We start from the raw sequence: 24751 nt of genomic DNA, 5'->3' as shown, positions 1-24751 counted from the left end.
ATAAAAAACCGCAACCTCAACGGGTTGCGGTTTTTTCTCGAATTTGCAGACGCACCGCGTAAGGCCGCGCATCTTCGAGTGACGACGTCTCCCGACAAACAGTGAGCGCCATGTAAGCGTCGATAGCGAGCGCTTCGATGGTCTCGTCCGTCGTCTCGACCTCAAGTATGGTGTAGGGCGGCAGATGTTCGAGCTTGACCCACTGCCCGTGCAGGTTCTTCACATAGATGATTGGTTCGTCAATCGAGTAACGTCGGAGTAAATCAGACACGTTCACGCGATCCCCTCCTTAAACCAAACCTTTATCCTCATTATAGAAAGCGCTTACGATTCTGTAAACCGTGCTTCCCGAAAATTTGGCGGTCCAACGCTTCAAAAATGGTGGAACCGAACCGATAATCTAGAAGAGAAATGAGGTGAACCGATGCGTTATCGCCGACAAGAAACGTTCCGCTACATTTTACCGAACCCCCGTTTCATCCCCTACCGCCTCGTATGGGAAGATAAGGAGTTGCATGACGGTGAAGGCATGCTGCTCAACATTAGTGCCCACGGCTTGAAGTTGCGCTGCGACTACTTGTTCCCACTGTCGGAAGGGCTGAAAGTTCAGGTCGTGCTCGACCTCGTTCCTTTAATCCAATCAATCGAATTGACTGGTCACGTCCGTCACCGTAGTCAAATGGGAAGCATGTACGATTACGGGATCCGTCTTGAAGCGAATTCAGAAGAAGCCCAACAGCTCGTGACGATGATCAAAGCTTATGCAAGAGAGAACCAATGAGAACGTGTCGTCAGACACTTCTCATTTTTTGTTCGTCCGATAACAGGGTATACTAATGACAACAGAGACAGATTAGAGGTGTAGCCATGACTAGAAAATTTTTATTGATTCCTTGGGCCGCCGCGATCGCCATCGCGCTACTCGGTCCTAACACCCCGTTCTCGAGCCGGTTCTTGCTCGACTTCCTGACGTACAATACCGATGCCTATGAAGGATATTCTTTGTCCCTCTTTAGCGTGCTAGGCGTCTACCCGCTCGCGCTGTTCCCGCTGCTTTGGTCGGAAGTGAACCAACTGCGGCCGAATCCACTCCTACCGGCAGCAACCGGTTTTGTCGTCGGAGGATTCATCATCGCTCCGTATCTCGCGTTCGCACGGCAGTCGCCCTACCCGACGCCAATCAAGCCGTTGCCGACGAGACTGCTCGGGGTCGTGTTGCTCCTCGTCACGATCGGTTTATTCATCGCTGCCGTGATGACTGGGAACGTCGCACAGTATTGGTCATACGTCGAACAGAATCAATTCGTCCGCACGATGACGGTCGATTTCTTCTTGCTCGCCTTCGTCCAAATGACATTGATGACCCGGGATGCGAAGCGCTATAAGATGAGCTTGTGGCCGCTCCCGTACATCCCGCTATTCGGTCTATTGTTTTGGCTCATCATTCGTCATAAGCAACCGTTCAACGAGGCGCCGCCGCGACGGCCGAAAGTGGTTTGATGCTGTACTTGAGAGTGGGTTTCCCAAAACCCACTCTTTCCTTTATACTAGAGCGAGAGTTTATCTAGAGAAAGAAGGGTCAAATCCAATGAGATTTTTTAAAGTAATGACACACACGAACGACAAGGGAGAAGACGTCATCCTAAGCGAGTATTTCAAAATCGCCGACAAACAGGCTGAACAATTCCTCAAAGATACGTTAGAGCTCGACATGTTCGACGAGAAAGTGACGCTCAAAGAGTGCCAAGTCGCGAAAGACCGGTGGGAATGCCCGGTCGGTGACTTCGTCGTCGTCGAATACTTCAATGAAAAAGAGTTTGATAAAATGAACGAGTATCGTGTGGTCGCACCGAAAAAGTGATCCACAGCAAAGGCGACTTTCCCATTTAATCGGGAAAGTCGCCTTTTTATCGTTCGAGTCATCGACGTGCGTTATGACTCCTCGTTATCTTCTTCCGGATCCGGATCTGGATGTTGCGTCGGAGCCGGTTTTTTCGCCGGATCAGACTCATCGTCTGGCATCGGGTCCGGGTGAACCCCTGGTTGCGATTCGTCACGTTTCATTGAGCATCCCTCCTCTGTCATAGTGGACTAATTCCACATTGATCAAGAGTCGAAACATCAGTGTATGTCTTTATTGCCGATGACACGACGTGAGATCGCTTTTTCAATCTCGACGATGACGAAGACGATGGCACCGAAGACGACCGGATAGATCCAATCATTCAAATCAAGTGCCGCTGTCCCGAACAACGTGTGCATAAACGGCACGTACGTGATGAACAGTTGAAGTGCAATCAATAGTGCCGATACGATAAACGCAATCTTGTTATCGAAAAAGTGGCGGTTAAACGCCGGAGCGAGTTCGGTCCGACAGTTATACAAGTGGAACAACTGGGCCATGACGATCGTATTGAGTGTGATCGTCTGCAGCTTCGCGATTGAGAAATCAAAGTCGGCTAACATGTAGTTGATGATCAAGCTACCTCCCCCGATCAAGATCGAGACGAAGATGATCCGGAACACGTAATAGCGACTCAACAGCGGGACGTTCGCCGGACGCGGCGGACGTTTCATCGTGCTCTCTTCGAGCGGTTCGAAGGCGATCGCGAGCGACAGTGTGATGGCAACGACCATGTTGACCCAAAGGATTTGGACCGGGCTGAGCGGTGCCGCGGCACCGAGCAAGATGCTCATCGCGACGAGGAGCGCTTGTCCACCGTTCGTCGGGAGCAAGAACAAGATCGTCTTCTTCAAGTTGTCGTATACACGGCGGCCTTCACGCACCGCGTTGTAAATCGTTTTGAAGTTGTCGTCGACGAGGACCATCTGCGACGCCTCTTTTGCGACTTCGGTCCCTTTGATACCCATCGCGACACCGATATCGGCCCGTTTCAAGGCCGGGGCATCGTTGACACCGTCACCGGTCATCGATGTGATGAGCCCGTTTTGCTGCAATCCTTTGACGAGACGCAGCTTATCATTTGGGCTCGTCCGGGCGAACACATCGTTATGAACCGACGCTTCTTTGATCTCCTCGTCCGACATGTTCGTCAATTCTTTCCCTTCAAGTGCGCCTTCGACTTCCATGCCGAGTTCACGGGCGATGGCGACGGCTGTGTCTTTATGGTCACCCGTGATCATCTTGATGCGGATACCGGCGTCACGGCAAGCCGCGACGGCTTCAATCGCCTCTGGACGTGGTGGGTCGACGATTCCATACAAACCGAGGAACGTGATACCGGATTGGACGTCCTCATGGTCGACCGTCTCTTTCGAGCGATCCACCCGTTTGAATCCGCCACCGAGGACACGTTGTCCGCGGTCGGCGATCTCTTTACGTTTCTCATCCCAATAGGTGCGGTCAAATTCCGTATCTTCAGCCATATCGAACAGGCGGTCTGGCGCCCCTTTGATGAAGATCATCCGCTCATCTTTATAGTCAACGAGCGTCGCCATGTACTTATACTCCGAATCGAACGGGATTTTCGAGATGACTTTCAGCCGTTCGATCGGTCGCTCCGCTTTTTCGGCGAGCGTGAGCAAGCAAGCTTCTGTCGGGTCGCCATTGATGACCCATTCGCCGTTTTCTTCATACAATTGGGCATCATTACACGTCTTCCCGACCGTGAGCAGATCGATCATCGACTCGTCGTCATCGAGGTCGAACGGTTGACCGTTTTGTTCGAGGTCACCATCTGGAGCGTATCCGCCGCCTGACACTTCGATATCGTGTTTCGCCGTGACGACTTGCTTGACGGTCATCTCGTTTTTCGTCAGCGTACCCGTCTTATCGGTACAGATGACAGAGACCGCACCTAACGTCTCGACGGACGGTAGACTACGGACGATTGCTTTCTTCTCGGCCATGTTACGAACACCAAGTGCGAGAATGATCGAGATGACGGCAGGGAGACCTTCCGGGATTGCTGCGACCGCTAACCCGATCGTCGTCAGCATCAGTTCGATCGGATCGAAATCACGTACAAAGTAGCCGAACGCGTAAATGATGACCGAGATCACAAGGATCGCAATCGAGACCGTTTGACCGAATTTCGTCGTCTGACGGATGAGCGGTGTCTTCACCGTCTCGACTTCAGCGATCGATGCGTTGATTTGACCGAGCTCCGTCCCTTCACCGATCGACGTGACGATCGCTTTCGCGCTGCCCGTCGCTATACTCGTTCCTGAATAAATCATGTTTTTCCGGTCACCGAGGACAGCATCTTCCGCCACGACTTGAATTTTCTTCTCGACCGTCGTCGCTTCACCTGTCAAAGCCGATTCTTCGACTTTGAACTTCTCGGCTAGAATGACTCGCGCATCGGCCGGCACTTTGTCACCGGCGGCGAGCACCAAAAGGTCTCCGACGACGAGTTCGCTCGATTCGATTTGAATCTGTTTGCCGTCTCGGATAACGCTTGCTTTCGTCTCGAGCAGTTTTTTAATCCCTTCAAGCGCCTGTTCAGCCTTGTTTTCTTGCAAATAGCCGACGACGGCAATGATCGTGACGACGAGCGCGATGACGATCGTATCGATATACTCACCTAAAAAGCCAGTGACGACGGCCGCACCGATCAGGACGTACACAAGAATGTCATTGAACTGTCTCAAAAATTTTATGATTTCAGGTGTCTTTTCCTTTTCCGGCAGAACGTTCTTCCCGAACTGTTCTTGCCGACTCGACACTTCTTGCTTCGACAGCCCGTTGTCTACGTCTGTCTCAAGACTACTCCTCACCTCTTCCGGTTCGAGTGCGTGCCAATTTTTGTTCTCCATCTGCATCTCTACTCCTCCTTGGTCGATCCTATATGAAAATCTATCTCTTTTATGTTCCCACTCCATGGCTTCCTGACACATCAGACGACACATTTTCACAACATTTTCAAAAAAACCGTTCACATTTGCCTCGTTTTTCATTTGGAAACGCTACCATCCAAAAAAGTCGTGTCAGATGGATGAAATGGCTTTACATAACGGTCTGAATGGTTAACTATAGAGAAAATAAAACAGAGAGAAAGAGGTACACGTATGGTCATTATTCAAGGGATCGCCCTGTTGCTGTTGATTCTCGCCTTGTTCACGTTATTCAGTTACAAAGCACCGTTCGGGATGAAAGCGATGGGAGCACTCGCCGGCGCCGCAATCGCGAGCTTCCTCGTCGAAGCGTTCAACGCCTACGCGATCGGTGGGTTACTGCCGCTCCCTTTATATGAAGAAGTCGGCCAAGCTGCCGGTGCGCTGTCGGGACCTGCGGCAGCGGCACTTGTCGCGATTGCGCTCGGCATCAACCCGGTCTACTCGTTGATGCTCGGTTTGTCCGTGTCAGGCTTCGGGATTCTCCCCGGCTTTTTCGCAGGGTACGTCCTCGCCTTACTCGGCGGCAAGCTCGACCGGCACCTTCCGGCCGGTGTCGACATGATCTTTTACGTCATCATCATGGCACCGCTCGCCCGTCTCGTCGCCATCGGTGTCGATCCGCTCGTCTCGAACACGCTCGCTCAAATCGGGGCGGTCATCGAGCTCGCAGCGACGCAAAATCCGATTGTGATGGGACTCGTCCTTGGCGGAATCGTCACGGTCGTCTCGACATCACCGCTCAGTTCGATGGCGCTCACGGCGATGCTCGGTCTGACCGGTGTCCCGATGGCAATCGCGGCCCTTGCCCTGACGGCGTCGATTTCGATGAACTATTTACTCTTTAAGCGATTGAACATCGGCTCGAAGAAAGACCAACTTTCGGTCGCGATCGAACCGCTCACACAAGCCGACCTCATCTCGGCGAATCCGATCCCAATCTATAGCGTCAACTTTGTCGGTGGTGCCATCGCCGGACTCATCGTCGCGATGACCGGAATGGTGAACAACGCACCTGGGTCTGCCGCCGGTATCCCGGGACTGCTCGTCATGTATGGCTTTAATGACTGGCAGACGGTGACGGTGACGGCAATCATCGTGTTCGCCGTCGGCATCATCGCCGGTCTCGTCGGCAGCAAACTGTTCAGCAATTTCCCGATCGTTCGACATACGGAAAAGATGGCAAATCCTGAAGAGGAAGCCGCATGAAAAAGCAGGAAGTCCAATTCGCGGACTTCCTGCTTTTTCGTTATTCAAACGATAACGTTGTTTGCGTTTGAGACGATTGCCGTGCAAGTTCGATCACACGCGTCGTCAACAAAGCGTCCTCGAGGGAAACGACCGGCCGTCGCGTCGAATAACTGTCAGCGAGCTGGCGATAAAATGCCAAATAACGCCCCGGCTCGATTTCAATCGTTTGCGGCTCATTTACAACGAGTGTCCCCGTCTCACGGACACCCGCTTCGATCGTGCCGTCTCGGAGCGCGGCCTCTTGCGGGTCGAGACCGTATTTCATAAAGCTGCCTGCCGTACCGTGGACTTCAAAGCGAGGCGCTTCAACGGCGACGAACGGGTTCGAACGTAAGTAGACGCGCTTTTCACCGTAGTGCAGCGTCACGTTGAAGCCGTCATCGGACTGTCCGCCGTCTCGTTGGACCATGACGTCTGCTGAGACGTGGTCCGGTTCGCCGAACAACACGAGCGCCTGATCGATCAAATGACTGCCGAGGTCGAACAAAATACCAGACCCAGGACCTGCGTTCTCACGCCATCTGTCCCGGACAAGCGGACGGAACCGGTCAAAGCGTGATTCATACACTTTCCAGTCTCCGATTCGGTTTGATTCGAGCAGTGACGCCACCGTCAAGAAATCTCCGTCCATGCGTCGGTTGTGGAACACGTTGACGATCCCGTCACGCGTCTTCTCGAGGGCGATGAGGGATTCCCCTTCCTCAGACGTTAGGAACGCCGGCTTCTCGACGAGGACGTCTTTGTTTGCGTCGAGACACGTCGTTACCATGTCTTTATGTAAGTTCGACGGTGTCGTGATCACGAACAGCGTCGCATCGGTCGCGATCGCTTCTTCGAGCGTCACGTATACGTCCACGTCAGGGAGCACGGCACGGACGTCATCCGGTCTAGAGGAGACGACCCCAGTAATGTTGAATTCCTCGAGCGTCGTCAAAAATGGTAGGTGGAACGTCGTCGCTGAAAAGCCGAAACCGACCACTACTGTGTTGATCATATGTATTCCTCCTTTGTTTCTTCACGATTGATTGTAACAAAAAAAGGGGTATATTGACCCCTCACGCACTGACACTTTCATCCAATCCATATTCAAACGTGTTGTATCCGTTACGTGAATCGACGTAAACGAAACCAAAACGTGGATAATACTCGTTCAAAAACTCGTTGTCGGCGACACAGTCGAGACGGATCGGCTCGTTACCATCGGCTTCGCGGAGTACATGTTGCATCAGCTGTTGACCGACGCCACGGCCTTTCAATTGTTCACTGACGACGATGCGATGTATGTATTGACCGCGCTCGCCATCTTCCCATAAATTGTGATCCCATTCATCCGGAGGAAGCAAGGCGATCGAGGCCAATACATAGCCATGTTGTTCATACACGTACACACTTCCCGTCGCAATGTCGGTTCGCACGCGTTCTAACAAATCTAGCTCCAAATATTCCGTCCACTGGTCACTTCCTGTTTCATTAAGCGCTACGGCTCGTTGTTCGATTAGGTGCGCGATGTGCTTAGCATCGCGTTTCGTCGCGAGTCGAATCATAACGTCCTCCTTTATTTATGCAGTATTTGAAATACCAATATAACGGAGACGTTTGACCGATTTCAACCATCTTGCCTGAGCGATGTCATGGGAACGGGATGACGTCGCCCCCGTTCAATTGATAACTATACGTCAAAGTCGCGTTCAAGCTATGCGATACCGAGCAATAGCGGTCGACGGACAGTTCGATGGCACGGCGGACCCGTTCCTCCGGCATCTCCCCTTCGAGCACATACAGGATGTGGATTGCTGTGAACCGCATCGGGTGCTCGGTCGCCCGCACTGCGTCGACTTCCATCCCGAACCGTTCGAGCGGCAGGCGCATCTTGTGCAAAATCGAAACGATATCGATGCCCGTACAGGCCGCCGTGGCGTGCAGCAACATCTCGGTCGGCCGTGGCCCCGTATCCAATCCCCCGACATCCGCCGCCGCATCGAGCGTCACGCTATGTCCGGAAGGTGTCGTCGTTTGAAACGCCATCCCTTGTTGCCAATCCACTTTCAAGTTCATCTCAGTCTCCCCCTTATTTTTTCACTAGAATACTATTCCCTCGATTGAGGTATTATAAAGCTAGTTGCACAATTTGTCGTTTAGGAGTGGGTCGCATGGAGTGGTCGGTCATGATCAGTTGGGGGCTGTATATCGTCCTCGGGTTAAATTTATTGTTCGCTTTAGCCGTTATCTTCGCGGAACGCCGCGATGTCGGTGCCACCTGGGCCTGGCTGCTCGTCTTGTTTTTCCTACCGATTTTCGGATTTATCATCTACTTGTTCCTCGGTAGACAGCTGAAAAAAGATAATTTCTTTAACTTGAGTGTTGAGGAGCGATCGTTTCATTCGTTGCAAGTCGAGAGTCAAATCGAGCAGATTCACCGTAAAGAGACCGCGCTCGCCCAACCGCTATTTGAGAAGTACGAGCAGTTGCTCGAGATGAACTTGCGCTCATCGAAGTCACTCATCAGCGTCCACAACAAGTCGACCATCATGCATGACGGGGAACAGAAGTTCAAGGCGCTGATGGACGATATCCGTAGCGCAGAGACCGAGATCAACATCCAGTATTACATCATCCAGCGTGATGCCCTCGGGAAGGCACTGATCCACGAACTGATCGAGCGCGCCAAAGCGGGCGTCAAAGTCCGGCTGTTGTATGACGCGGTCGGATCGCGCAGCCTCCGCGATTCAGACTTCAAGGAGTTGATCGCGCATAACGGTGAAGTCCGTGTCTTCTTCCCGCCGACGTTCGGCTTGATCAACTTCAAGTTGAACAACCGGAACCACCGAAAAGTCGTCATCATCGATGGGAAAATCGGCTACGTCGGCGGCTTCAACGTCGGTACCGAATACCTCGGCCTCGTCGAAAAATTCGGCTACTGGCGCGATACCCACCTCCGGGTCGAGGGGGACGTCGTCTATCACCTGCAGCACCGGTTCATCTTGGACTGGAACTTTTCGGGGAGCAAGCATCACGACCCTGAAAACTCGTTCTGCTTCGCGCGCCACGATATTAAAGAGCAGTCACCGATGCAAATCGTGACGAGCGGACCGAACTCGGACACCGAGCACTTGAAAAATATGATGATCAAAATGATCGCGTCGGCCAAGCAGCGGGTCATCATCCAAACGCCTTACTTCATCCCGGATACGAGCTTCATGGACGCCTGCAAGATGGCACTGTTGTCCGGTGTCGAGATGGACATCATGATTCCCGGAAAACCGGACCATCCGTTCGTCATGTGGGCGTCACTGTCGTTCCTCGGTGAGCTGCTCGATTACGGGGCGAACGTCTACATGTACGATGAAGGCTTCCTGCACGCGAAGACGCTCGTCGTCGATGACGAAATTTCGACCGTCGGCACGACGAATTTGGACGCCCGCAGCTTCCGCTTGAACTTCGAAGTGAACGCCATCATCTACGATGAGCGGGTCGCGCTTGAGCTCGCCTCGTTGTTCGAGTCGGACGTCGCCGTCAGTCGGCGCTATACGGTCGACGACTATGCGGTCCGGAAGTGGAGCGTCCGGATGCGCGAAGGTGTGTCACGGTTGCTCAGCCCAATCTTATGACCGTTGTGAGATCGCGCAAGCGGTCTCTTTTTTATGTCCATCAGCCGACAATTTCTAGATTTCAGCTTATTTTTATCATGTTTTAGCTAATATTCTTCCAAATAAGGGTATAAAGTATCAGTACGAACGTCCTAAACTCTCGTTTCGTTAAAGAAAGGAGGAAGTATGCGTTCGCGCATATGTCATTCTATGGCTGATCAAGAACGAATTCACCAAGACACCCACACCATGAAACCCGATCCTTCCTCGTGGGACCAGTTACCGATCGGTCTCTTTGCATTCGATACGTTCGGACGCATCATCAGTTACAACGATTCGTTCGTCGACTTACTCGGGGTCGTCCCGACGACAAGCTCGATGTTTGAACGGTGCACGACCTCAACGTTTGACTTATACGGTGCCGTCGCCCGTGTACTGGCAGGCGAGACCGTCCGTTTAGCCGGTTGGTATACCCCTCCGAATCGACAGCCCCGTTTCGTCCGGACGACGATGTCGCCAAGCTTTCAGGCTGACGGCCGAATCGACGGCGGGGTCGGCGTCATCGAAGACACGACCGAACAGCGACGTTATGAAGAACGGATGGAGCATCTGTCGTCACTCGACCCGTTGACCGAGTTATTCAACCGTAAAAAAGTCGGCGACGTCCTGACCTCGGCTGTCCAAGATACGGCCGACACGAAAGCACCTGCCGCCGTCATCATGCTCGATATCGACTACTTCAAGCTCGTCAACGACACGTTCGGTCACCCGACCGGCGATCTCGTGTTACGTTCGATCGCTCAATTGCTCCGCCGCAATATAAGGAAGACCGATTCGATCGGTCGCTGGGGCGGCGAAGAGTTTTTAATCGTCGCCCCGCAGTCGACACTTACTGATGGCATCCAGTTGGCCGACAAGTTACGTCAAAAGATCAACGACGAACCGTTCGGTCCGGTCCCGCACGTCACATGTTCGTTCGGCGTCAGTTCGCTTGATGGCGGAAAGACCGTCGAACAAGCACTTCAAGACGCGGACGAGGCGCTGTACGTGGCAAAAAACTCAGGCCGCAACCAAGTGTCGAGCAAACGATGATATGAACTCTAAGAAGAATCGAAGTGTACCAAAAAGGCAGAGCGGATCCGCTCTGCCTTTCGTTTATACATTGAATCGTGATACGAGTTCTTGCAACTCCTCCGCCATATCGGCGAGTGCTTTCGCGGATTGCGACACTTCCTCCATCGAACCGAGCTGGTCTTCTGTCGTCGCCGCGACTTGTCTCGAGGCGTTCGAGTTCTCCTCAGCGATGTGAGCGATTTGCGTCGCTGATGCTGAAACTTCTTCGACGTTCGCCGCGATTTCTTCGACAGTGGCCGTCACGTCCTCGATCCGTGGCGTCATCTCCTGCGTCCGTAACATGATCTTCTTGAAGCGCTCCGCCGTGTTCTCGGTCGTCTCAAGACCCGCTTTCGTATGGGCCGACACTTCTTTCATCAACGTGACAGACCGCTCCGTCTCTTGCTTGATGTTCTCAATCAACTGCGAAATTTGCTTCGTCGAGTCCTGTGACTGTTCGGCTAACTTACGGACCTCACTCGCGACGACGGCAAACCCTTTACCGTTCTCACCGGCGCGGGCAGCTTCGATCGCCGCGTTCAAAGCGAGCAAGTTCGTCTGCGTCGCGATCCCGTTGATCACATCGACAATGTTTCCGATCTCGTTCGAACGCTTGGCGAGCGACTCGATGACTGCACCGAACGTCTCGACCGATGTGTCGATTGCTTTCATTTGCGTCACGTTATGAGTGACGGCAGCAGTCCCGTCTTCCGCTTCGATCGCCGTCTCGCGAGACAGTTCCGATACGTCCGTCGAGCTTTCAGCGATGCGCATGATGCCTGCCGTGATTGCTTGGAGCGAGACGGCGTTGTCGTCGAGCTGACGTTTCGAATCGTCGGCCCCGGCCGCCATCTGCTGGACCGCGCCGGCAATCTGCTCAGAAGATGCCGCATTCTGCGCCGAGTTGGCCATGAGTTCTTGCGACGATGCGGCGACTTGCCCGATCGATTGATCGAGATTGATGATGATCGAGCGGAGTGACGCCGTCATGCCGTTGAAACTTTCAGCGACACGTCCGATCTCATCGTTCGAATCGACGACGATCTCTTCCGTCAAATCTCCTGCTTGAATCCGTTCCGCGCCCGTCGTCAACCGGTTCAACGGTCGAATGATCGAGCGTAAGATGAAGTATAAGATGACGGCAGCAAGCAAACTCATCCCGGCGATGACACTTAATGTCGTCCACAGGATACCGACCGTCTCATCTGTAATTTCTTTATCATACAACGTCCCGGCCACTTTCCAGCCCGTCAAGTCGTTCGTCATGAAGTCCATTTGTTTGTCTTCATTTTCGAACACATATGAAAAGCTGCCGTCTTTGCCGTCGTAAAGCGATTCGACCCAATCGCCTGATGCCTTCTCGCCTGCGGCTAACGTCGGATGGGTCACGAACTGCTGGTTCGCATCAAGGATTGTGACATAGCCTTCTTTCCCGATTTGAATGCCAGCCGCAACACTCGCGATGTCATCGACGTCAACGTCGACTGCGATGACGCCACGACCGTCATCCGTTGTCTGCGATAGCGTGACCATCATTTTACCTGATGACGCATCGACGTAAGGGTCGGTGATGACGACGTTCCCTCCGGCACCATCTGCCGCTTCGTACCACGGACGTGTCCGGGGATCATAGCCGTCAGGCAACGACTGGACAGGGTAAATCGTCATCACGCCTTCCGTCGACGCGTAATAGATGTTCGTCACTTTCGGATGGGTCGCCAAATATTCGACGAACTTCTCCTCTAACCCAAGGTTGTCTTCTCCTTCTTCGTAGAGCGACTCGTCAATCCGCCCCGCAAAAAAGGCGACGTCGCGCTCAATCGGTTCAATCAGATTCGTGATCTCGTCATTCATCCGCTCCACACCCGCGTGCGCCGACTGCATGATTTGATCCGTAATTTTTTGTTTCGCCTGATAGTAAGCGACAAAGCCGATCAATAACGATGGAATCAATAATAAGAGCAATGACATCGTGATCAACTTTTGTTTAATGCTGATGGTTCGTTGTTTCGTCCGTTTCATAAATAACCCCTATTCCCGAGAATAACTCTCGCTACGTTAACCTATGTATCGGCTAGAATTCGGGGCTTTTTGATGACCTTAGCAAAAAATCGTCACCGTTTTTCTATTCTTGTCAATTGAGAACCTTTTCATTATATACAGAAAACCGTCTGCTCGCATCAAACGAACAGACGGTCCTATCAATGGGTTAACCGCGGCTTAATCGCCATCCGTTACATTGTCTAGTAGGAACTGATTGATTGCATCGATCACTTGTGTGAGGACGGCAAGCGAGCCCAACGTATCGTGCTCACGTTCTAGGCTGTGGTTCACATCAGGAAGCAGAACCGACGTCAGCAAAGGAACGTCTGAAATTTCTTTGTAACGGCTCTCCGTATAACAGTGGTCACGGTCCCCGATGACGACGAGGCGAGGTGTCTCAGACGAAACGATAGTCTCCCTGACATCATCTCGTTGAATGAGTGGCGTTAGCCAGATAGCAAACGCATCCTGGAAAATCGATCTTTTCAATTCCGTGACCATTGCGATCGTTCCGAGCGACTTGCCGATTAAATAAAATTGCTCATATGTATGCTGCGACAACACGTGGTCGACAATTGTGGCCACATCCTGTCTAACAATCTCGCCGATGTCTTCGATTTCATCGTATTGCTCGCGATAATATTCATAGTTGATCTCCAACACATCAACGTGGCGTTCAAGTAAAAGGCTCGTCGAAAAATGAAACACCGGGGCATCGGTCGAATAGCGAAAACCGGGCAATAAAATGGCCAGCTGAGAAGAAGTCGTCTCATGTTGCATCAGCGAATACGGGATTTCGATTCTGCCAATTCCTGTCACTGTACTCGTTACTACTTGAATCATAATCTGCCCCCTTATTAATGAAATAGACGCGGCCAGATAGGCCGCGTCTCAAGCTCCGACAATCGCATCATGGGTCGCTTCCGTCCAGCCATAGGCGACTTCGCGCAACGCGAGTTCGCCGAACAAGCGCTCTTTCGCATCGACGACTCGCCCTTGGCGCTGTTCATAAAACGCCCGGTGCGGGTTCAGCTCGAGCGCCCAGATGATAACGCCACGGCTAGACATCGTTTGGACCGCTTGCTCGAGTAAGAGCGAGCCGATCCCGTTCCGTTGATGGTTTTCTAAAATGTAAATCGCATAAATCTCGTTCGGATGGTCCGGATAGTCCCCCGTCCGCTCGTCCCCATACAATACGAAACCAACGATCTCCTCATCGACTATGGCGACGAATCCGCTGATTTCGCGGTTGGAAAGGGCACTCCGGACTTTTTCCGACCACTCGATCGACCCAGAAGAAAGCTTTAATAAAAACTCGGTCGGAACGATTCCCCGATAAGTCGTTCGCCAACCGTTGACCCTGACGCGCGCGATCCCGTAAGCGTCTTTCGGCTCAGCTTTCCGTATTTGCATCCGTACCCCCTCCTACCCTAAGTTTTACAAGTAGTTTACCACAAATCACCGAATCGAAATCACACTTCTTCCAGAAACGACTGACAATCATTTGACAAAAAACGACCGTAGGAATCCCTACGGTCGAGTTTGTTAAGCGACGTCACGCGTTGGCTCTGCAGTCGCTGTCGTAAGCGGTTTTTTCAAGAACGAGAGAAGGAGTGCCCCGACGAGTGCCCCTGCGAGAATCGCAAGTGCGTAGAGACCCATGCTCATCGCGACGTTTCCAGCTCCTTCAAGTAACGGGAAGACGAAGATCCCACCGTGTGGCGCCGGCAATTGAATCGCGAAGAAGGCAGATAATCCACCGGCGAGTGCTGACCCGAGAATCGCTGACGGCAATACCCGGATCGGGTCGGCCGCAGCGAACGGGATGGCCGCTTCTGTGATGAACGAGGCGCCCATGATGTACGCCGTCTTACCAGCTTCACGTTCTTGTTTCGAGAACTTCTGACGAGCGAACACGGTTGACGCGAGCGCGACGAGAAGCGGTGGCACCATCCCACCTGCCATGACGGCCGCCATGACTTCTTGGTTACCGGCTGTGAGTGCCGCCGTACCGAACACGTATGCTGTCTTGTTGATCGGGCCACCCATATCGACGGCCATCATCCCACCGACGATGACACCGAGCAAGATGGCGTTAGCACCACTCATGCTGTTGAGCGTATCCATCAACCATGTCATGAACGCTGCAATCGGTTCGTTGACGACAAGTAGCATGATCATCCCTGAGATGAACGAGCCGAGCAACGGATACAGGAGGACTGGTTTAATTCCTTCAAGCGTCGCTGGCAATTTCGCGAGTGCTTTTTTCAAGAACAGGACGACGTAACCAGCTAAGAAACCGGCGATGAGTCCACCGAGGAATCCGGCATTCCCTTCGCTCGCGAGCACACCGGCGACGAGACCAGGTGCGAGACCCGGACGATCGGCGATCGACATCGCGATGAAACCGGCAAGGATTGGGACGAGGAATCCGAACGCCGCGCCACCGATTGTCATGAGCTGAGCCGCAAATTCATTGTACGACGGGTCATCTGGATTTGCCGAGTTGATGCCCCAGAAGAAGCTGAGGGCAATCAATAGACCACCGGCGACGACGAGTGGCAGCATGGCTGATACCCCGCTCATCAAGTGTTTGTAAATGCCGGTGCGCTGTTCTTTAGGAGCGCCTGACGTCCCTGTCGAACGGTAAACCGGTGCATCTTGTTTCACAGCCCGGTTGATCAACTCTTCCGGTTTGCGGATGCCTTGCGCGACCGGTACTTCGATCACGTGTTTCCCGGCGAACCGCTCCATGTCGACGGCTTTATCGGCCGCGACGATGATAGCTGTCGCTTTGGCGATATCAGCTGCCGTCAATTCGTTTTTGACGCCAGTCGAACCGTTCGTCTCGACTTTGATGTCGACACCCATCGCTTCTGCTTTTTGTTTCAAGCTGTCTGCTGCCATATACGTGTGCGCGATGCCGGTCGGGCAAGCCGTGACGGCAAGGATATAAGGTGCATCCTTTTTGACCGTTTTTTCAGCAACCGGTGCCGCTTCGGCCGCTTCTTTCTCTTCGATCGCGCGAATGACGTCATCTTCTGACGTTGCCGCATAGAGACGTTCCTGGAATTTTGGATCCATAAGGAAGACGGATAATTTCGAGAGTGTTTCCAAGTGCTCGTTGTCGGCGTGTTCGCCTGCTGCGATCATGAAGAACAGGCGGCTGTCTTGGCCGTCGAGCGCTTCATAGTCGACTCCGCTCGAGCGACCAAAGGCGATCGCGGGTGCTTTGACAGCTTTCGTCTTCGCGTGCGGGATGGCAATCCCTTCACCGAGTCCGGTCGTGCTTTGCGCTTCGCGGGCCAAGATGGCGTCGCGATAACCGTTCCGGTCCGCTAGCTTACCGGCCCGGTCGAGCACGTCGACGAGCTCTTCGATGACGTCTGCTTTTGAACGACTGCGGAGATTCAGTTGGATCGTGTCCTTTTTGAGTAGGTCCGTGATGTTCATGTTGTTTCCTCCAATCGGGATAGTGGGGTGACGTCGACTTCGCCGACCAAGCGGTCCACGTCTTGTTTCGTACAGAGGCCAAACGTATAAGCAGACGCGCTGCCGGTCGTGACCGCATAGCGGAACGCCTTGGTTGCGTCGTGGTCTAAAATGTTAGCGACAAAACCGGCGACGAGTGAATCCCCCGCTCCGACCGAGTTGACGAGTTTCCCGCTCGGCGTGTTCGCCGTATAGGCACCTGTCGCGTTGACGAGCATCGCGCCGTCTCCTGCGAACGAGACGATGACGTTTTTGGCGCCACGCTCGACTAACTGTTCCGCGTAAGGGAGCGCCTGGTCAAACGTCTCGATATCGACATCAAACAGTTCACCGAGTTCGTGATGGTTCGGTTTGATCATGAGTGGTTCGAGCGAGAGCACCTCGAGCATCGCCTCTTTTGTTGTATCGACGACGAAGTCGGCTCCGTTCGCTCGAACTTTCTCAGCGAGCGTCCGGTAAAATGTGCTCGGCAGATTGCCAGGGATACTTCCGGCCAAGACGACGATATCGCCTGCTTGGACGTGTTCGAACTGTGCCGTCAACTGTTCAAGTTCCGCGTCCGAGATGACAGGACCACTCGCGTTCAATTCCGTCTCTTCTTTCGCCCGGATCTTGACGTTGATTCGGGTCTCGCCATCGACTTCGATGAAATCGGTCTCGACACCCTTGTCCGTCAACGCTTTCTTAATAAATTCACCTGTCGTCCCGCCGATGAATCCTAGGGCGACCGTATCGGCGTCGAACTCACGTAATACGAACGAGACGTTGATACCTTTCCCTCCGGCCCGCTGCGTCGTCTCTTGGATGCGGTTGACCTCACCTAAGACGACTTCTGGTAACGTGACGTAATAATCGATTGATGGGTTGAGTGTTAACGTGTAAATCATTGGGCGTTCACCACCTTTGTTAATGTTTCGACTGAACTGACGTACGGTGCACCGCTCATCGTGATGAGTGTCGCCGCCTCGAGGGGCGCCACTCGGCTGAACGAACGTTTCCCGAATTTTGAATCGTCCGCCAAGATGTAGGCGTCCCGAGCCAGTTCAATCGCTGTTTTTTTGACGAGGGCTTCTTCTGGGTCAGGCGTCGTATAGCCCGCTTCTAGGTCGACCCCGTTGATACCGAGAAAAGCGACATCGACCCGGTAGTTCATCATGCTCTCGCGGGCATTGTAGCCGACGAGCGCTTGCGTCGAACGTTTCAACTCGCCGCCGACCACGAACGTCTTAATATCGAGATCGAACAAGTCGTTGGCAATCGGGAGGCTGTTCGTGACGACGATGACTTTCTTTCCGGTCAAGAACGGGACCATCGCTTGTGTCGTCGTCCCGGCATCGAGATAGACGGACATCCCGTCTTCGATGAACGTCGCGGCCTTCCGTGCGATCGCGACTTTCTCATCGACGTGCCGATCCCGTTTTTCCTCGAACGTCGGCTCATCTTCAGCGCGAACGACGAGCGTCGCCCCGCCATGGACCCGTTCAAGGTAGCCTTCGGCCTCAAGGTCCGTCAAATCACGGCGGATCGTCGACTCTGACGCCCCCATCCATTCGACCAACTCTTTCAGCTTGACGATCTTTTGTTCCGACAACCGTTGCAAAATCATCTGATGTCGTTGTTTCGTTAACATCGTATTCCCTCCGTATCTCCAATATAAAGCGTTTACATTCAAAAAACAATCAAAAACATTCAAATTCATTCACTTTTTATCTTATCGTCACAATTATAACACAAAAAACGGTCACTAAGTGACCGCTTACGACTGTTTTTCACTATTTGATTAACCAATCGTTCAATTTCTGTAACAACTGTGGATGAAGCGGGGCCTCGATCGCCTCACGATATTCTTTGTGCAACGTTAAAAGTGAATGCGGGCTCGTCCGTTCGACGAGGAGGTGGTTCATATCTTTAATGATATAGCTGTCGACATCGCCTTTCGTCCGCAGTGAATGGACGTGTTCAGGCGGGACTTGGACGTCACGGTCACCGGTGATGGCAAGCAGCGCGACGCGCACGAGCTCGAGCCGTTCCCGGACGTCATACGACGCATGTTCGCGAATCCACTTGGCGTTGACGACTTGGCCTCGGTATTTGAACGCAGCGACGTTCGTCCGGAGCGACCGCTCGAGCAGATCGTCTTGACGCTGTCTGACTTTTTTCGGGACGCCGGTCAACCGGTAAAACATCCCTTTCAACCCTTTCACGCGCCCGATCTCGGACGCGAGCGCGTCGGCTTGATGTAAGAACATCTGCTTCGACGAGTCGTTGAAGCCGGCGAGGAGGATCAACCCGGCCGCATTCGTCTCGAGTTGAACGGCCGGGGCGATGACCGCCCCTTCGCTATGGCCGAGCACGTAGACGTCGCCCGTTTCAGGCAACCGTTGGATCGTTTTCACGACTTCGATCGCATCGTTGACCAAGTCATGGAGTCCGACTTTATTAAAGTCACCATCCGACTCCCCGATCCCTTGTTTGTCGTACCGAAATACGTTGACGCCCATGCCATATAGCGCGTCGGCTAGTTTTTTATACGTATTGAAGTGGACGGGTCCGACATTGCCGTTCCGGTCACTCGGCCCGCTCCCGCTCAAGATGACGACCGTCTTTCGCGGCGTATCATGCAATAAAAGCGTACCGGCCAGTTCACCGTAATGTCTTGTAATGTTCATGTTTCGTTCCATTGTATCGCCTCCTCTTTCATCATACCGAACAATTCGAGAGAGGACGAGTGTTTCAGTCAAAAAGAAAGAACCGCCCTCACACGGGGACGGTTCAAGACATCATTGTGTGGCGAGCCAATCTGTTAGCCAAGCGACGTGGTCTTCCATCGCCTCGTTCGACAAACGGTCGATTGTATCGGCTTCAGTTAAAGCATCAAACTCAGCCGTCAATGAATCGCTTAATGACATGACCGGTACGCCTTCCGCATGAAATTCATCTAAATACGACGTCCCGAGTGGCTTCACATCAAGTGATGACCAGCTTCCTTGCTCAAGGACCGGCAGTCTTGTCATCACTTTTGTCCTTACAAAACGTGCACCTTCCCCGGTACCAAGAATATCTAATGACAGTACTAAAGACGGCAAAGTTTCAGCCTGTTTCGCTGTTTCTAAATAATCCATGGCGGTCTCGTAGCCACCCCCACTTCCGTTCAAGAAGACATACCGGATCGTCGCATCCGTATCAATGCCATCCATTTGTTCGATGAGCGCGTACAATATCGATGAACCACCAAGGCTCCATAACGCATGGTCCCCGTAACCCGTGCCGTCAAGCCTAGCCAAGATCACAATCTCCTCGTCTGTTTTACCAGGTTGAATAAATTCGACATACGGCACCTCGTCGTCGACGAACGGTTCGACCGAGACATGCGTCCCGTCCGTCAAACGATCTGCTGTCTCAACATCGACGCCGATGCCGGGCAGCCGCGTCCGTGGCGAAGTATAAATGGTTCCGTAATAACCCTCTTCTTGTTCATCGGGCGTGACAATGTACCCTTCGGCTCCTGCCTCCAACAGGTTGAGTAAGTGGCGATTCGCCTCATCATCAATGAGGACCTCTCCATATGGATCAGCCGACGTGTCCCTCCCGTCAAGCTCGAGTGATTTGACCGTCATCGGCAAAACGACGACTTTTCCTTCTACATCATCAATCGGTTCGTTCCAATCCGTTTGAATCACTTCACCGTCAAATCCAGCTTCTAAGATGAAATGAGATACACCATCGAATCGTTCGTCGTCTTCAATGGTCAACGTCGTCCAATGGCTCGGTACGGAGGCATAATGGACGAAACGGTCCATCTCAAGATCGAGCTCGGTCCCGAGCGACTCGAACAGCTCGACGTTCTCCCAACTGTTAACGTCTCGGTCGTACGACGCAAAATATTCGGCCGTCTCATACGGGCTTGCGTAAGCGGCCGGACTGAAGTAAAGAAATACGGCATACAAGGCCGACAGTAAGCTATAAATGATTGTCATTTGGTCGTCTCCATCTACATCAATATTCGCCATACTTGATTGGCATTATTCAATTATAGTAAGTCATCTGACAATTGTATATCCTAATTTACAGCAAAAAAAGCGGTCATCCCCGTTGTGAGGATGACCGCTCTGATCATGGATTCTTAGACGCCTTCGTACGCTGCGTACATGATTTCTTTCAATTCTTCGACGAGCGGCATTTTCGGGTTCGCCGTCGTACATTGGTCTTCGAACGCATCGACCGCCATTTTGTCGATCTTCGCATCGAGGTCCGCTTTCTTGATGCCTTGTGCTTTGAACGAGAGTTTGATGTTCAAGCGCTGTCCGAGCTCGATGATCGCTTGGACGAGTGACTCGACGCCTTCTTCAGTCGTCTTCGCCGGGAGTCCGAGGAAGCGTGCGATTTCAGCGTAGCGCTCGTCAGCGATGAATGACTCATATTTCGGGAACGCCGCAAGTTTCGATGGGCGTGTCGCGTTGTAGCGGATGACGTGCGGCATGAGGATCGCGTTCGTCCGACCGTGCGGCACGTGGAACTCGCCACCGATTTTGTGCGCGATCGAGTGGTTGATCCCGAGGAACGCGTTCGCGAATGCCATACCAGCCATCGTTGAGGCGTTGTGCACTTTTTGACGAGCTTCAGCGTCGCTTCCGTTTTCGTAAGCTTTCGGGAGGTAGTCGAAGATCATCTTCATCGAACGGAGGGCCAGTCCGTCTGTATAGTCGTTCGCCATGACCGATACGTACGCTTCGATCGCGTGTGTCAAGACGTCCATTCCTGTGTCAGCCGTGATTGAAGCCGGTACCGTCATAACGAACTCAGGGTCGATGATGGCGACGTCTGGTGTGATCGCGTAGTCGGCAATCGGGTATTTGACGTTCCGTTTTTTATCAGTGATGACCGTGAACGGTGTCACTTCTGAACCTGTACCTGACGTCGTCGGGATCGCGACGAACATCGACTTGTTGCCGAGCGTCGGGAACTTGTACGTCCGTTTGCGGATATCCATGAACTTCTGGCGAAGGTTTGAGAACTTCTCTTCTGGACGTTCGTAGAAGAGCCACATCCCTTTCGCAGCATCCATCGGTGAACCACCACCGAGCGCGATGATCATGTCTGGTTGGAATTGGCGCATCGCCTCAGCACCGGCCATGACCGTCTCGACTGATGGGTCTGGTTCGACTTGGTCGAAGATGCGGTAGTCAACACCAGCCGGCAAGTTTTTGATGACTTTGTCAGCAAATCCGAGTTTGACCATCATTTCGTCTGTGACGATCATTGCCCGTTTTTTCGACGTGAGCGACTGCAAGTATTGAACCGAGTTTTTCTCGAAGTAAATTTTTTCAGGGACTTTAAACCATTGCATATTCACGCGACGTCTCGCCACCTTTTTCACGTTGAGTAGATGTTTCGCCGTCACGTTCTCAGAGACGGAGTTTTTACCGTACGACCCACAACCGAGTGTGAGTGATGGTGTCATTTCGTTGTAAAGGTCACCGATACCGCCGTGTGCCGTTGGCGAGTTGACGATGATGCGGCAAGCTTTCATGCGAAGTCCGAACGCGAGGATCGCGTCGTCGTCTGTCGAGTGGATTGCGGCCGTATGACCGAGACCACCGATTTCAAGCATTTTCTCAGCGATCGCGAAGCCTTCTTCTCGTGATTGAACTTTATAAGCGCCGAGCACCGGGCTGAGCTTCTCGTGTGAGAGCAGTTCTGTCGCGCCGACTGTCTCGAGTTCAGCGATCAAGATTTTCGTGTCGGCCGGGACGCTGAGTCCAGCTTTCTCGGCGATCCATGCTGCCGGTTTCCCGACGATCTCAGGGTTGACCGCACATGTGTCTGTCTTGATGACGAGTGTTTCGAGTTTGGCTTTTTCTTCTGGTGAGCAGAAGTAGCAGCCAAGCGCTGTCATTTCACGTTTCACGTCTTCATATACTTCTTGGTCGACGATGATCGCTTGTTCTGACGCACAGATCATGCCGTTATCGAACGTTTTCGATAAGATGACGTCCGAGATGGCGCGTTTTACTTTCGCTGTCTTGTCGATATAAGCCGGGACGTTACCAGGTCCGACGCCGAGCGCTGGTTTACCTGTCGAGTAAGCCGACTTCACCATTGCCGCGCCGCCTGTTGCGAGTACCATGGCCACGCCTGGGTGGTTCATGAGTGCTTTCGTCGCGTCGAGTGACGGTTTTTCGACCCATTGGATCAAATGTTCCGGTGCACCTGCTGCGATTGCTGCGTCACGAAGGACGCGGGCCGCTGCACTTGAACATTGTTGTGCTGACGGGTGGAAGCCGAAAATGATCGGGTTACGTGTTTTGATGGCGATGATCGCTTTGAACATCGTCGTTGATGTCGGGTTCGTGACCGGTGTGACCCCGGCGACGACACCGACCGGCTCGGCGATGTATGTGATGCCGTTTTGCTCATCGTCTTCGATGACGCCGACTGTTTTCTCACCGCGAAGTGAGTTGAAAATATATTCTGTCGCAAAGATGTTTTTGATCATCTTGTCTTCAAACACACCGCGACCTGTTTCTTCAAATGCATGTTTAGCGAGTACGACGTGTTGCTCGAGTCCGGCTAACGCCATCGCTTGGACGATCGTGTCGATTTTCTCTTGGTCAAACGTCATCAACGTGTCGAGTGCCGTGTGCGCTTGCTTAACGAGCGTGTCGACCATCTGTTCTGCTGATGTTTCCACTACTGCTTTCTCTTTAACTGCCATGTTGGTTTCCTCCTCATGAATGAGAGCTGATCTTCTGACTTGATGGAGAGCACGGGATAATCGGTTTGCCTGATAAGAGTTTGTGCTTTCCTTCACATTCATAGAATACACCGTTTCATTCAATTTGTGCGTGACAACAATGTGAACTCTTTCACAATATTTTTTTGCTGTTTGAGGATAGGTCTTGATTTTTATAGATCAGCTCAGTAAAATCGTATGCGTTTTCATGAAAACAAGGACAGACCTATATGTAAACGCTTACATTATTTGTGTCGTTAGTTTGGCGGAATCGGTGTGTAAATGCTCACAGTCCGATGATTGCTCGTCCACCCCGCCTGTGGTCGTGTATAATGAAGAAAGAACCTGACTAGGAAGTGACTATGACTATGCCAAGACAAGATGCAGCCGATCAGTTTGTGAAACTGATCCCGTTAATCAGAAGAAAACTGCTCCGCCGCTCCGACCTCCCGCAAATCCCGAACTTAAATTTCTCTCACTTTCATCTATTGATGTTGATCGAGGATGAAGGCGCGGTCACGAACGGACAAATTAGTGAGACGTTATCAATTGCCCCGCCGAACGTGACGCCGCTCATCACGAAGCTCGTCGACGAAGGGTATATTACACGTGTCCCTGACGAGCGCGACCGCCGCGTCATCTGGAACCAATTAACCGACCAAGGAGAGCGCGTGCTCCTCGAGCGGCGCGACTCGTTTCGGCGCCTGTTCGAGGATCGGTTAGCGTTCCTCGATGAGGATGAGACCGACCGCTTGATCGACAGTTTAAAGACGCTGACCGAGATCGTTGAGAAGATGGACAAGAGCGAGGGATGATTTTCTCTCGTCAACGCTCGCTTCTTCTTATATAATCGACAGTGAATCTATCGAACAATGGAAAGTGAGATGACACGTAATGGGTCGTAAATGGAACAACATTAAAGAGAAAAAGGCGTCTAAAGACGCCAATACGAGTCGTATCTACGCGAAGTTCGGCCGCGAGATCTACATCGTCGCCCGCCAAGGTGAACCTGATCCGGAATTGAACCAATCGCTCAAGTTCGTCGTCGAGCGCGCGAAGACGTATAACGTCCCGAAAGCGATCATCGACCGGGCCATCGACAAAGCGAAAGGCGGCGACGAAGAGAACTTCGACGAACTCCGCTATGAGGGCTTTGGGCCGAGCGGGTCGATGCTCATCGTCGACACGCTCACGAACAACGTCAACCGGACCGCCTCTGAAGTTCGGGCCGCGTTCGGCAAGAACGGTGGTAACATGGGCGTCAGCGGGTCGGTCGCGTATATGTTCGATGCGACGGCCGTCATCGGTGTCGGCGGGATGACAGCAGACGACGTGCTCGAACTCATGATGGAGCACGATCTCGATGTCCGTGACGTCATCGAAGAAGATGAGACGGTCATCGTCTATGCCGAGCCGGAAGAATTCCATGCCGTCCAGACCGCGTTCAAAGCGGCGGGTGTGGAGACGTTCGAAGTCGCCGAGCTGACGATGCTACCGCAAAACGAAGTCGAACTCGACGAAGCGTCGAAAGAGCAATTCGAGAAACTACTCGACGTGCTCGAAGACTTAGAAGACGTTCGTCAGGTGTACCATAACGTCGAACTATGATGAAGAAGCGATAACTTTTCGAAGTTGTCGCTTTTTTTGTTTTCATGATTTGACAAGTCATAAAACG

At 52.6% G+C, this 24751-nt stretch carries 23 protein-coding genes; 8 read left to right on the top strand and 15 right to left on the bottom strand.

Annotated elements, in window-relative coordinates; all coding sequences use genetic code 11:
• Positions 1-16 precede the first annotated feature (16 nt).
• The gene (locus EVJ30_RS04085) at positions 17-277 is read right to left on the bottom strand and encodes a hypothetical protein (protein WP_233589672.1); all 261 of its coding nucleotides are present in this window, start codon (positions 275-277) and stop codon (positions 17-19) included.
• A 147-nt stretch (positions 278-424) separates the two neighbouring features.
• Between EVJ30_RS04085 and EVJ30_RS04080 the strand changes: the two genes are divergently transcribed.
• From EVJ30_RS04080 to EVJ30_RS04070, 3 genes are all read left to right on the top strand, one after another.
• Positions 425-781 carry a PilZ domain-containing protein gene (locus tag EVJ30_RS04080; RefSeq protein ID WP_070327312.1) on the top strand — a complete coding sequence of 119 codons (357 nt, stop codon included), beginning with the start codon at positions 425-427 and terminating at the stop codon, positions 779-781.
• A gap of 86 nt (positions 782-867) precedes the next feature.
• The gene (locus EVJ30_RS04075; RefSeq protein WP_131457650.1) at positions 868-1500 is read left to right on the top strand and encodes a hypothetical protein; all 633 of its coding nucleotides are present in this window, start codon (positions 868-870) and stop codon (positions 1498-1500) included.
• Positions 1501-1606: 106 nt separating this feature from the next.
• Positions 1607-1861, top strand: coding sequence for a hypothetical protein (locus EVJ30_RS04070; protein ID WP_070327313.1), 255 nt, complete (start codon positions 1607-1609; stop codon positions 1859-1861).
• Positions 1862-1932: 71 nt separating this feature from the next.
• On the opposite strand, the gene EVJ30_RS15385 is transcribed toward EVJ30_RS04070, so the two are convergent.
• Positions 1933-2064: a hypothetical protein gene (locus EVJ30_RS15385; protein WP_016509559.1), complete on the bottom strand. Its 132-nt coding sequence runs from the start codon at positions 2062-2064 to the stop codon at positions 1933-1935.
• A 57-nt stretch (positions 2065-2121) separates the two neighbouring features.
• Positions 2122-4785 (bottom strand): cation-transporting P-type ATPase, encoded by a 2664-nt coding sequence (locus EVJ30_RS04065; RefSeq protein ID WP_131468079.1) that lies wholly within the window; start codon positions 4783-4785, stop codon positions 2122-2124.
• A 246-nt stretch (positions 4786-5031) separates the two neighbouring features.
• On the opposite strand from EVJ30_RS04065, the gene EVJ30_RS04060 reads away from it, so the two are divergent.
• Positions 5032-6066: a PTS sugar transporter subunit IIC gene (locus EVJ30_RS04060; protein ID WP_131457648.1), complete on the top strand. Its 1035-nt coding sequence runs from the start codon at positions 5032-5034 to the stop codon at positions 6064-6066.
• Positions 6067-6106: 40 nt separating this feature from the next.
• On the opposite strand, the gene EVJ30_RS04055 is transcribed toward EVJ30_RS04060, so the two are convergent.
• From EVJ30_RS04055 to EVJ30_RS04045, 3 genes are all read right to left on the bottom strand, one after another.
• Entirely contained in the window at positions 6107-7102 is a 996-nt protein-coding gene (locus tag EVJ30_RS04055) for a Gfo/Idh/MocA family oxidoreductase (protein WP_131457647.1), read from the bottom strand.
• Positions 7103-7163: 61 nt separating this feature from the next.
• Positions 7164-7652, bottom strand: a complete 489-nt coding sequence (locus EVJ30_RS04050) for a GNAT family N-acetyltransferase (protein WP_131457646.1) — start codon at positions 7650-7652, stop codon at positions 7164-7166.
• A gap of 85 nt (positions 7653-7737) precedes the next feature.
• Positions 7738-8133 carry an OsmC family protein gene (locus tag EVJ30_RS04045; RefSeq protein ID WP_370250776.1) on the bottom strand — a complete coding sequence of 132 codons (396 nt, stop codon included), beginning with the start codon at positions 8131-8133 and terminating at the stop codon, positions 7738-7740.
• A 125-nt stretch (positions 8134-8258) separates the two neighbouring features.
• On the opposite strand from EVJ30_RS04045, the gene cls reads away from it, so the two are divergent.
• Positions 8259-9716, top strand: coding sequence for a cardiolipin synthase (cls, locus tag EVJ30_RS04040; RefSeq protein WP_131457644.1), 1458 nt, complete (start codon positions 8259-8261; stop codon positions 9714-9716).
• 228 nt (positions 9717-9944) lie between these two features.
• Positions 9945-10787: a sensor domain-containing diguanylate cyclase gene (locus EVJ30_RS04035; protein ID WP_161567620.1), complete on the top strand. Its 843-nt coding sequence runs from the start codon at positions 9945-9947 to the stop codon at positions 10785-10787.
• A gap of 63 nt (positions 10788-10850) precedes the next feature.
• Here the strand turns inward: EVJ30_RS04035 and EVJ30_RS04030 are convergent, their stop codons facing one another.
• From EVJ30_RS04030 to adhE, 9 genes are all read right to left on the bottom strand, one after another.
• Positions 10851-12830: a methyl-accepting chemotaxis protein gene (locus EVJ30_RS04030; protein WP_131457642.1), complete on the bottom strand. Its 1980-nt coding sequence runs from the start codon at positions 12828-12830 to the stop codon at positions 10851-10853.
• 198 nt (positions 12831-13028) lie between these two features.
• Positions 13029-13694: an alpha/beta family hydrolase gene (locus tag EVJ30_RS04025; protein WP_131457641.1), complete on the bottom strand. Its 666-nt coding sequence runs from the start codon at positions 13692-13694 to the stop codon at positions 13029-13031.
• 48 nt (positions 13695-13742) lie between these two features.
• Positions 13743-14264: a GNAT family N-acetyltransferase gene (locus EVJ30_RS04020; protein WP_131468077.1), complete on the bottom strand. Its 522-nt coding sequence runs from the start codon at positions 14262-14264 to the stop codon at positions 13743-13745.
• A gap of 132 nt (positions 14265-14396) precedes the next feature.
• On the bottom strand, positions 14397-16304 hold the full coding sequence (locus tag EVJ30_RS04015) for a PTS fructose transporter subunit IIABC (RefSeq protein ID WP_131457639.1): 1908 nt from the start codon (positions 16302-16304) through the stop codon (positions 14397-14399).
• On the bottom strand, positions 16301-17230 hold the full coding sequence (pfkB, locus tag EVJ30_RS04010; RefSeq protein ID WP_131468075.1) for a 1-phosphofructokinase: 930 nt from the start codon (positions 17228-17230) through the stop codon (positions 16301-16303). The genes EVJ30_RS04015 and pfkB overlap by 4 nt, the downstream gene beginning before the upstream one ends.
• Complete coding sequence (locus EVJ30_RS04005; protein ID WP_131468073.1) at positions 17227-17973, bottom strand: DeoR/GlpR family DNA-binding transcription regulator; 747 nt, start codon at positions 17971-17973, stop codon at positions 17227-17229. Before EVJ30_RS04005 ends, pfkB begins: the two co-directional genes overlap by 4 nt.
• A gap of 142 nt (positions 17974-18115) precedes the next feature.
• Complete coding sequence (locus EVJ30_RS04000) at positions 18116-19024, bottom strand: alpha/beta hydrolase (protein WP_131457636.1); 909 nt, start codon at positions 19022-19024, stop codon at positions 18116-18118.
• A gap of 99 nt (positions 19025-19123) precedes the next feature.
• A complete protein-coding gene (locus EVJ30_RS03995) occupies positions 19124-20320 on the bottom strand; it encodes a zinc-binding metallopeptidase family protein (RefSeq protein WP_131457635.1) in 1197 nt (398 codons plus the stop codon).
• 146 nt (positions 20321-20466) lie between these two features.
• Positions 20467-23058 (bottom strand): bifunctional acetaldehyde-CoA/alcohol dehydrogenase, encoded by a 2592-nt coding sequence (gene adhE / locus EVJ30_RS03990; protein ID WP_131457634.1) that lies wholly within the window; start codon positions 23056-23058, stop codon positions 20467-20469.
• 386 nt (positions 23059-23444) lie between these two features.
• Between adhE and EVJ30_RS03985 the strand changes: the two genes are divergently transcribed.
• Both EVJ30_RS03985 and EVJ30_RS03980 read left to right on the top strand, forming a co-directional pair.
• Complete coding sequence (locus EVJ30_RS03985) at positions 23445-23891, top strand: MarR family winged helix-turn-helix transcriptional regulator (RefSeq protein ID WP_070327337.1); 447 nt, start codon at positions 23445-23447, stop codon at positions 23889-23891.
• A 79-nt stretch (positions 23892-23970) separates the two neighbouring features.
• Positions 23971-24684 carry a YebC/PmpR family DNA-binding transcriptional regulator gene (locus EVJ30_RS03980; RefSeq protein ID WP_070327338.1) on the top strand — a complete coding sequence of 238 codons (714 nt, stop codon included), beginning with the start codon at positions 23971-23973 and terminating at the stop codon, positions 24682-24684.
• Positions 24685-24751 lie beyond the last annotated feature (67 nt).

Origin of the sequence: Exiguobacterium sp. SH5S13, assembly GCF_004337085.1 — a bacterium.
Lineage (GTDB): Bacteria > Bacillota > Bacilli > Exiguobacteriales > Exiguobacteriaceae > Exiguobacterium > Exiguobacterium aurantiacum_A.
This window is presented reverse-complemented; position numbering and strand designations above follow the sequence as displayed.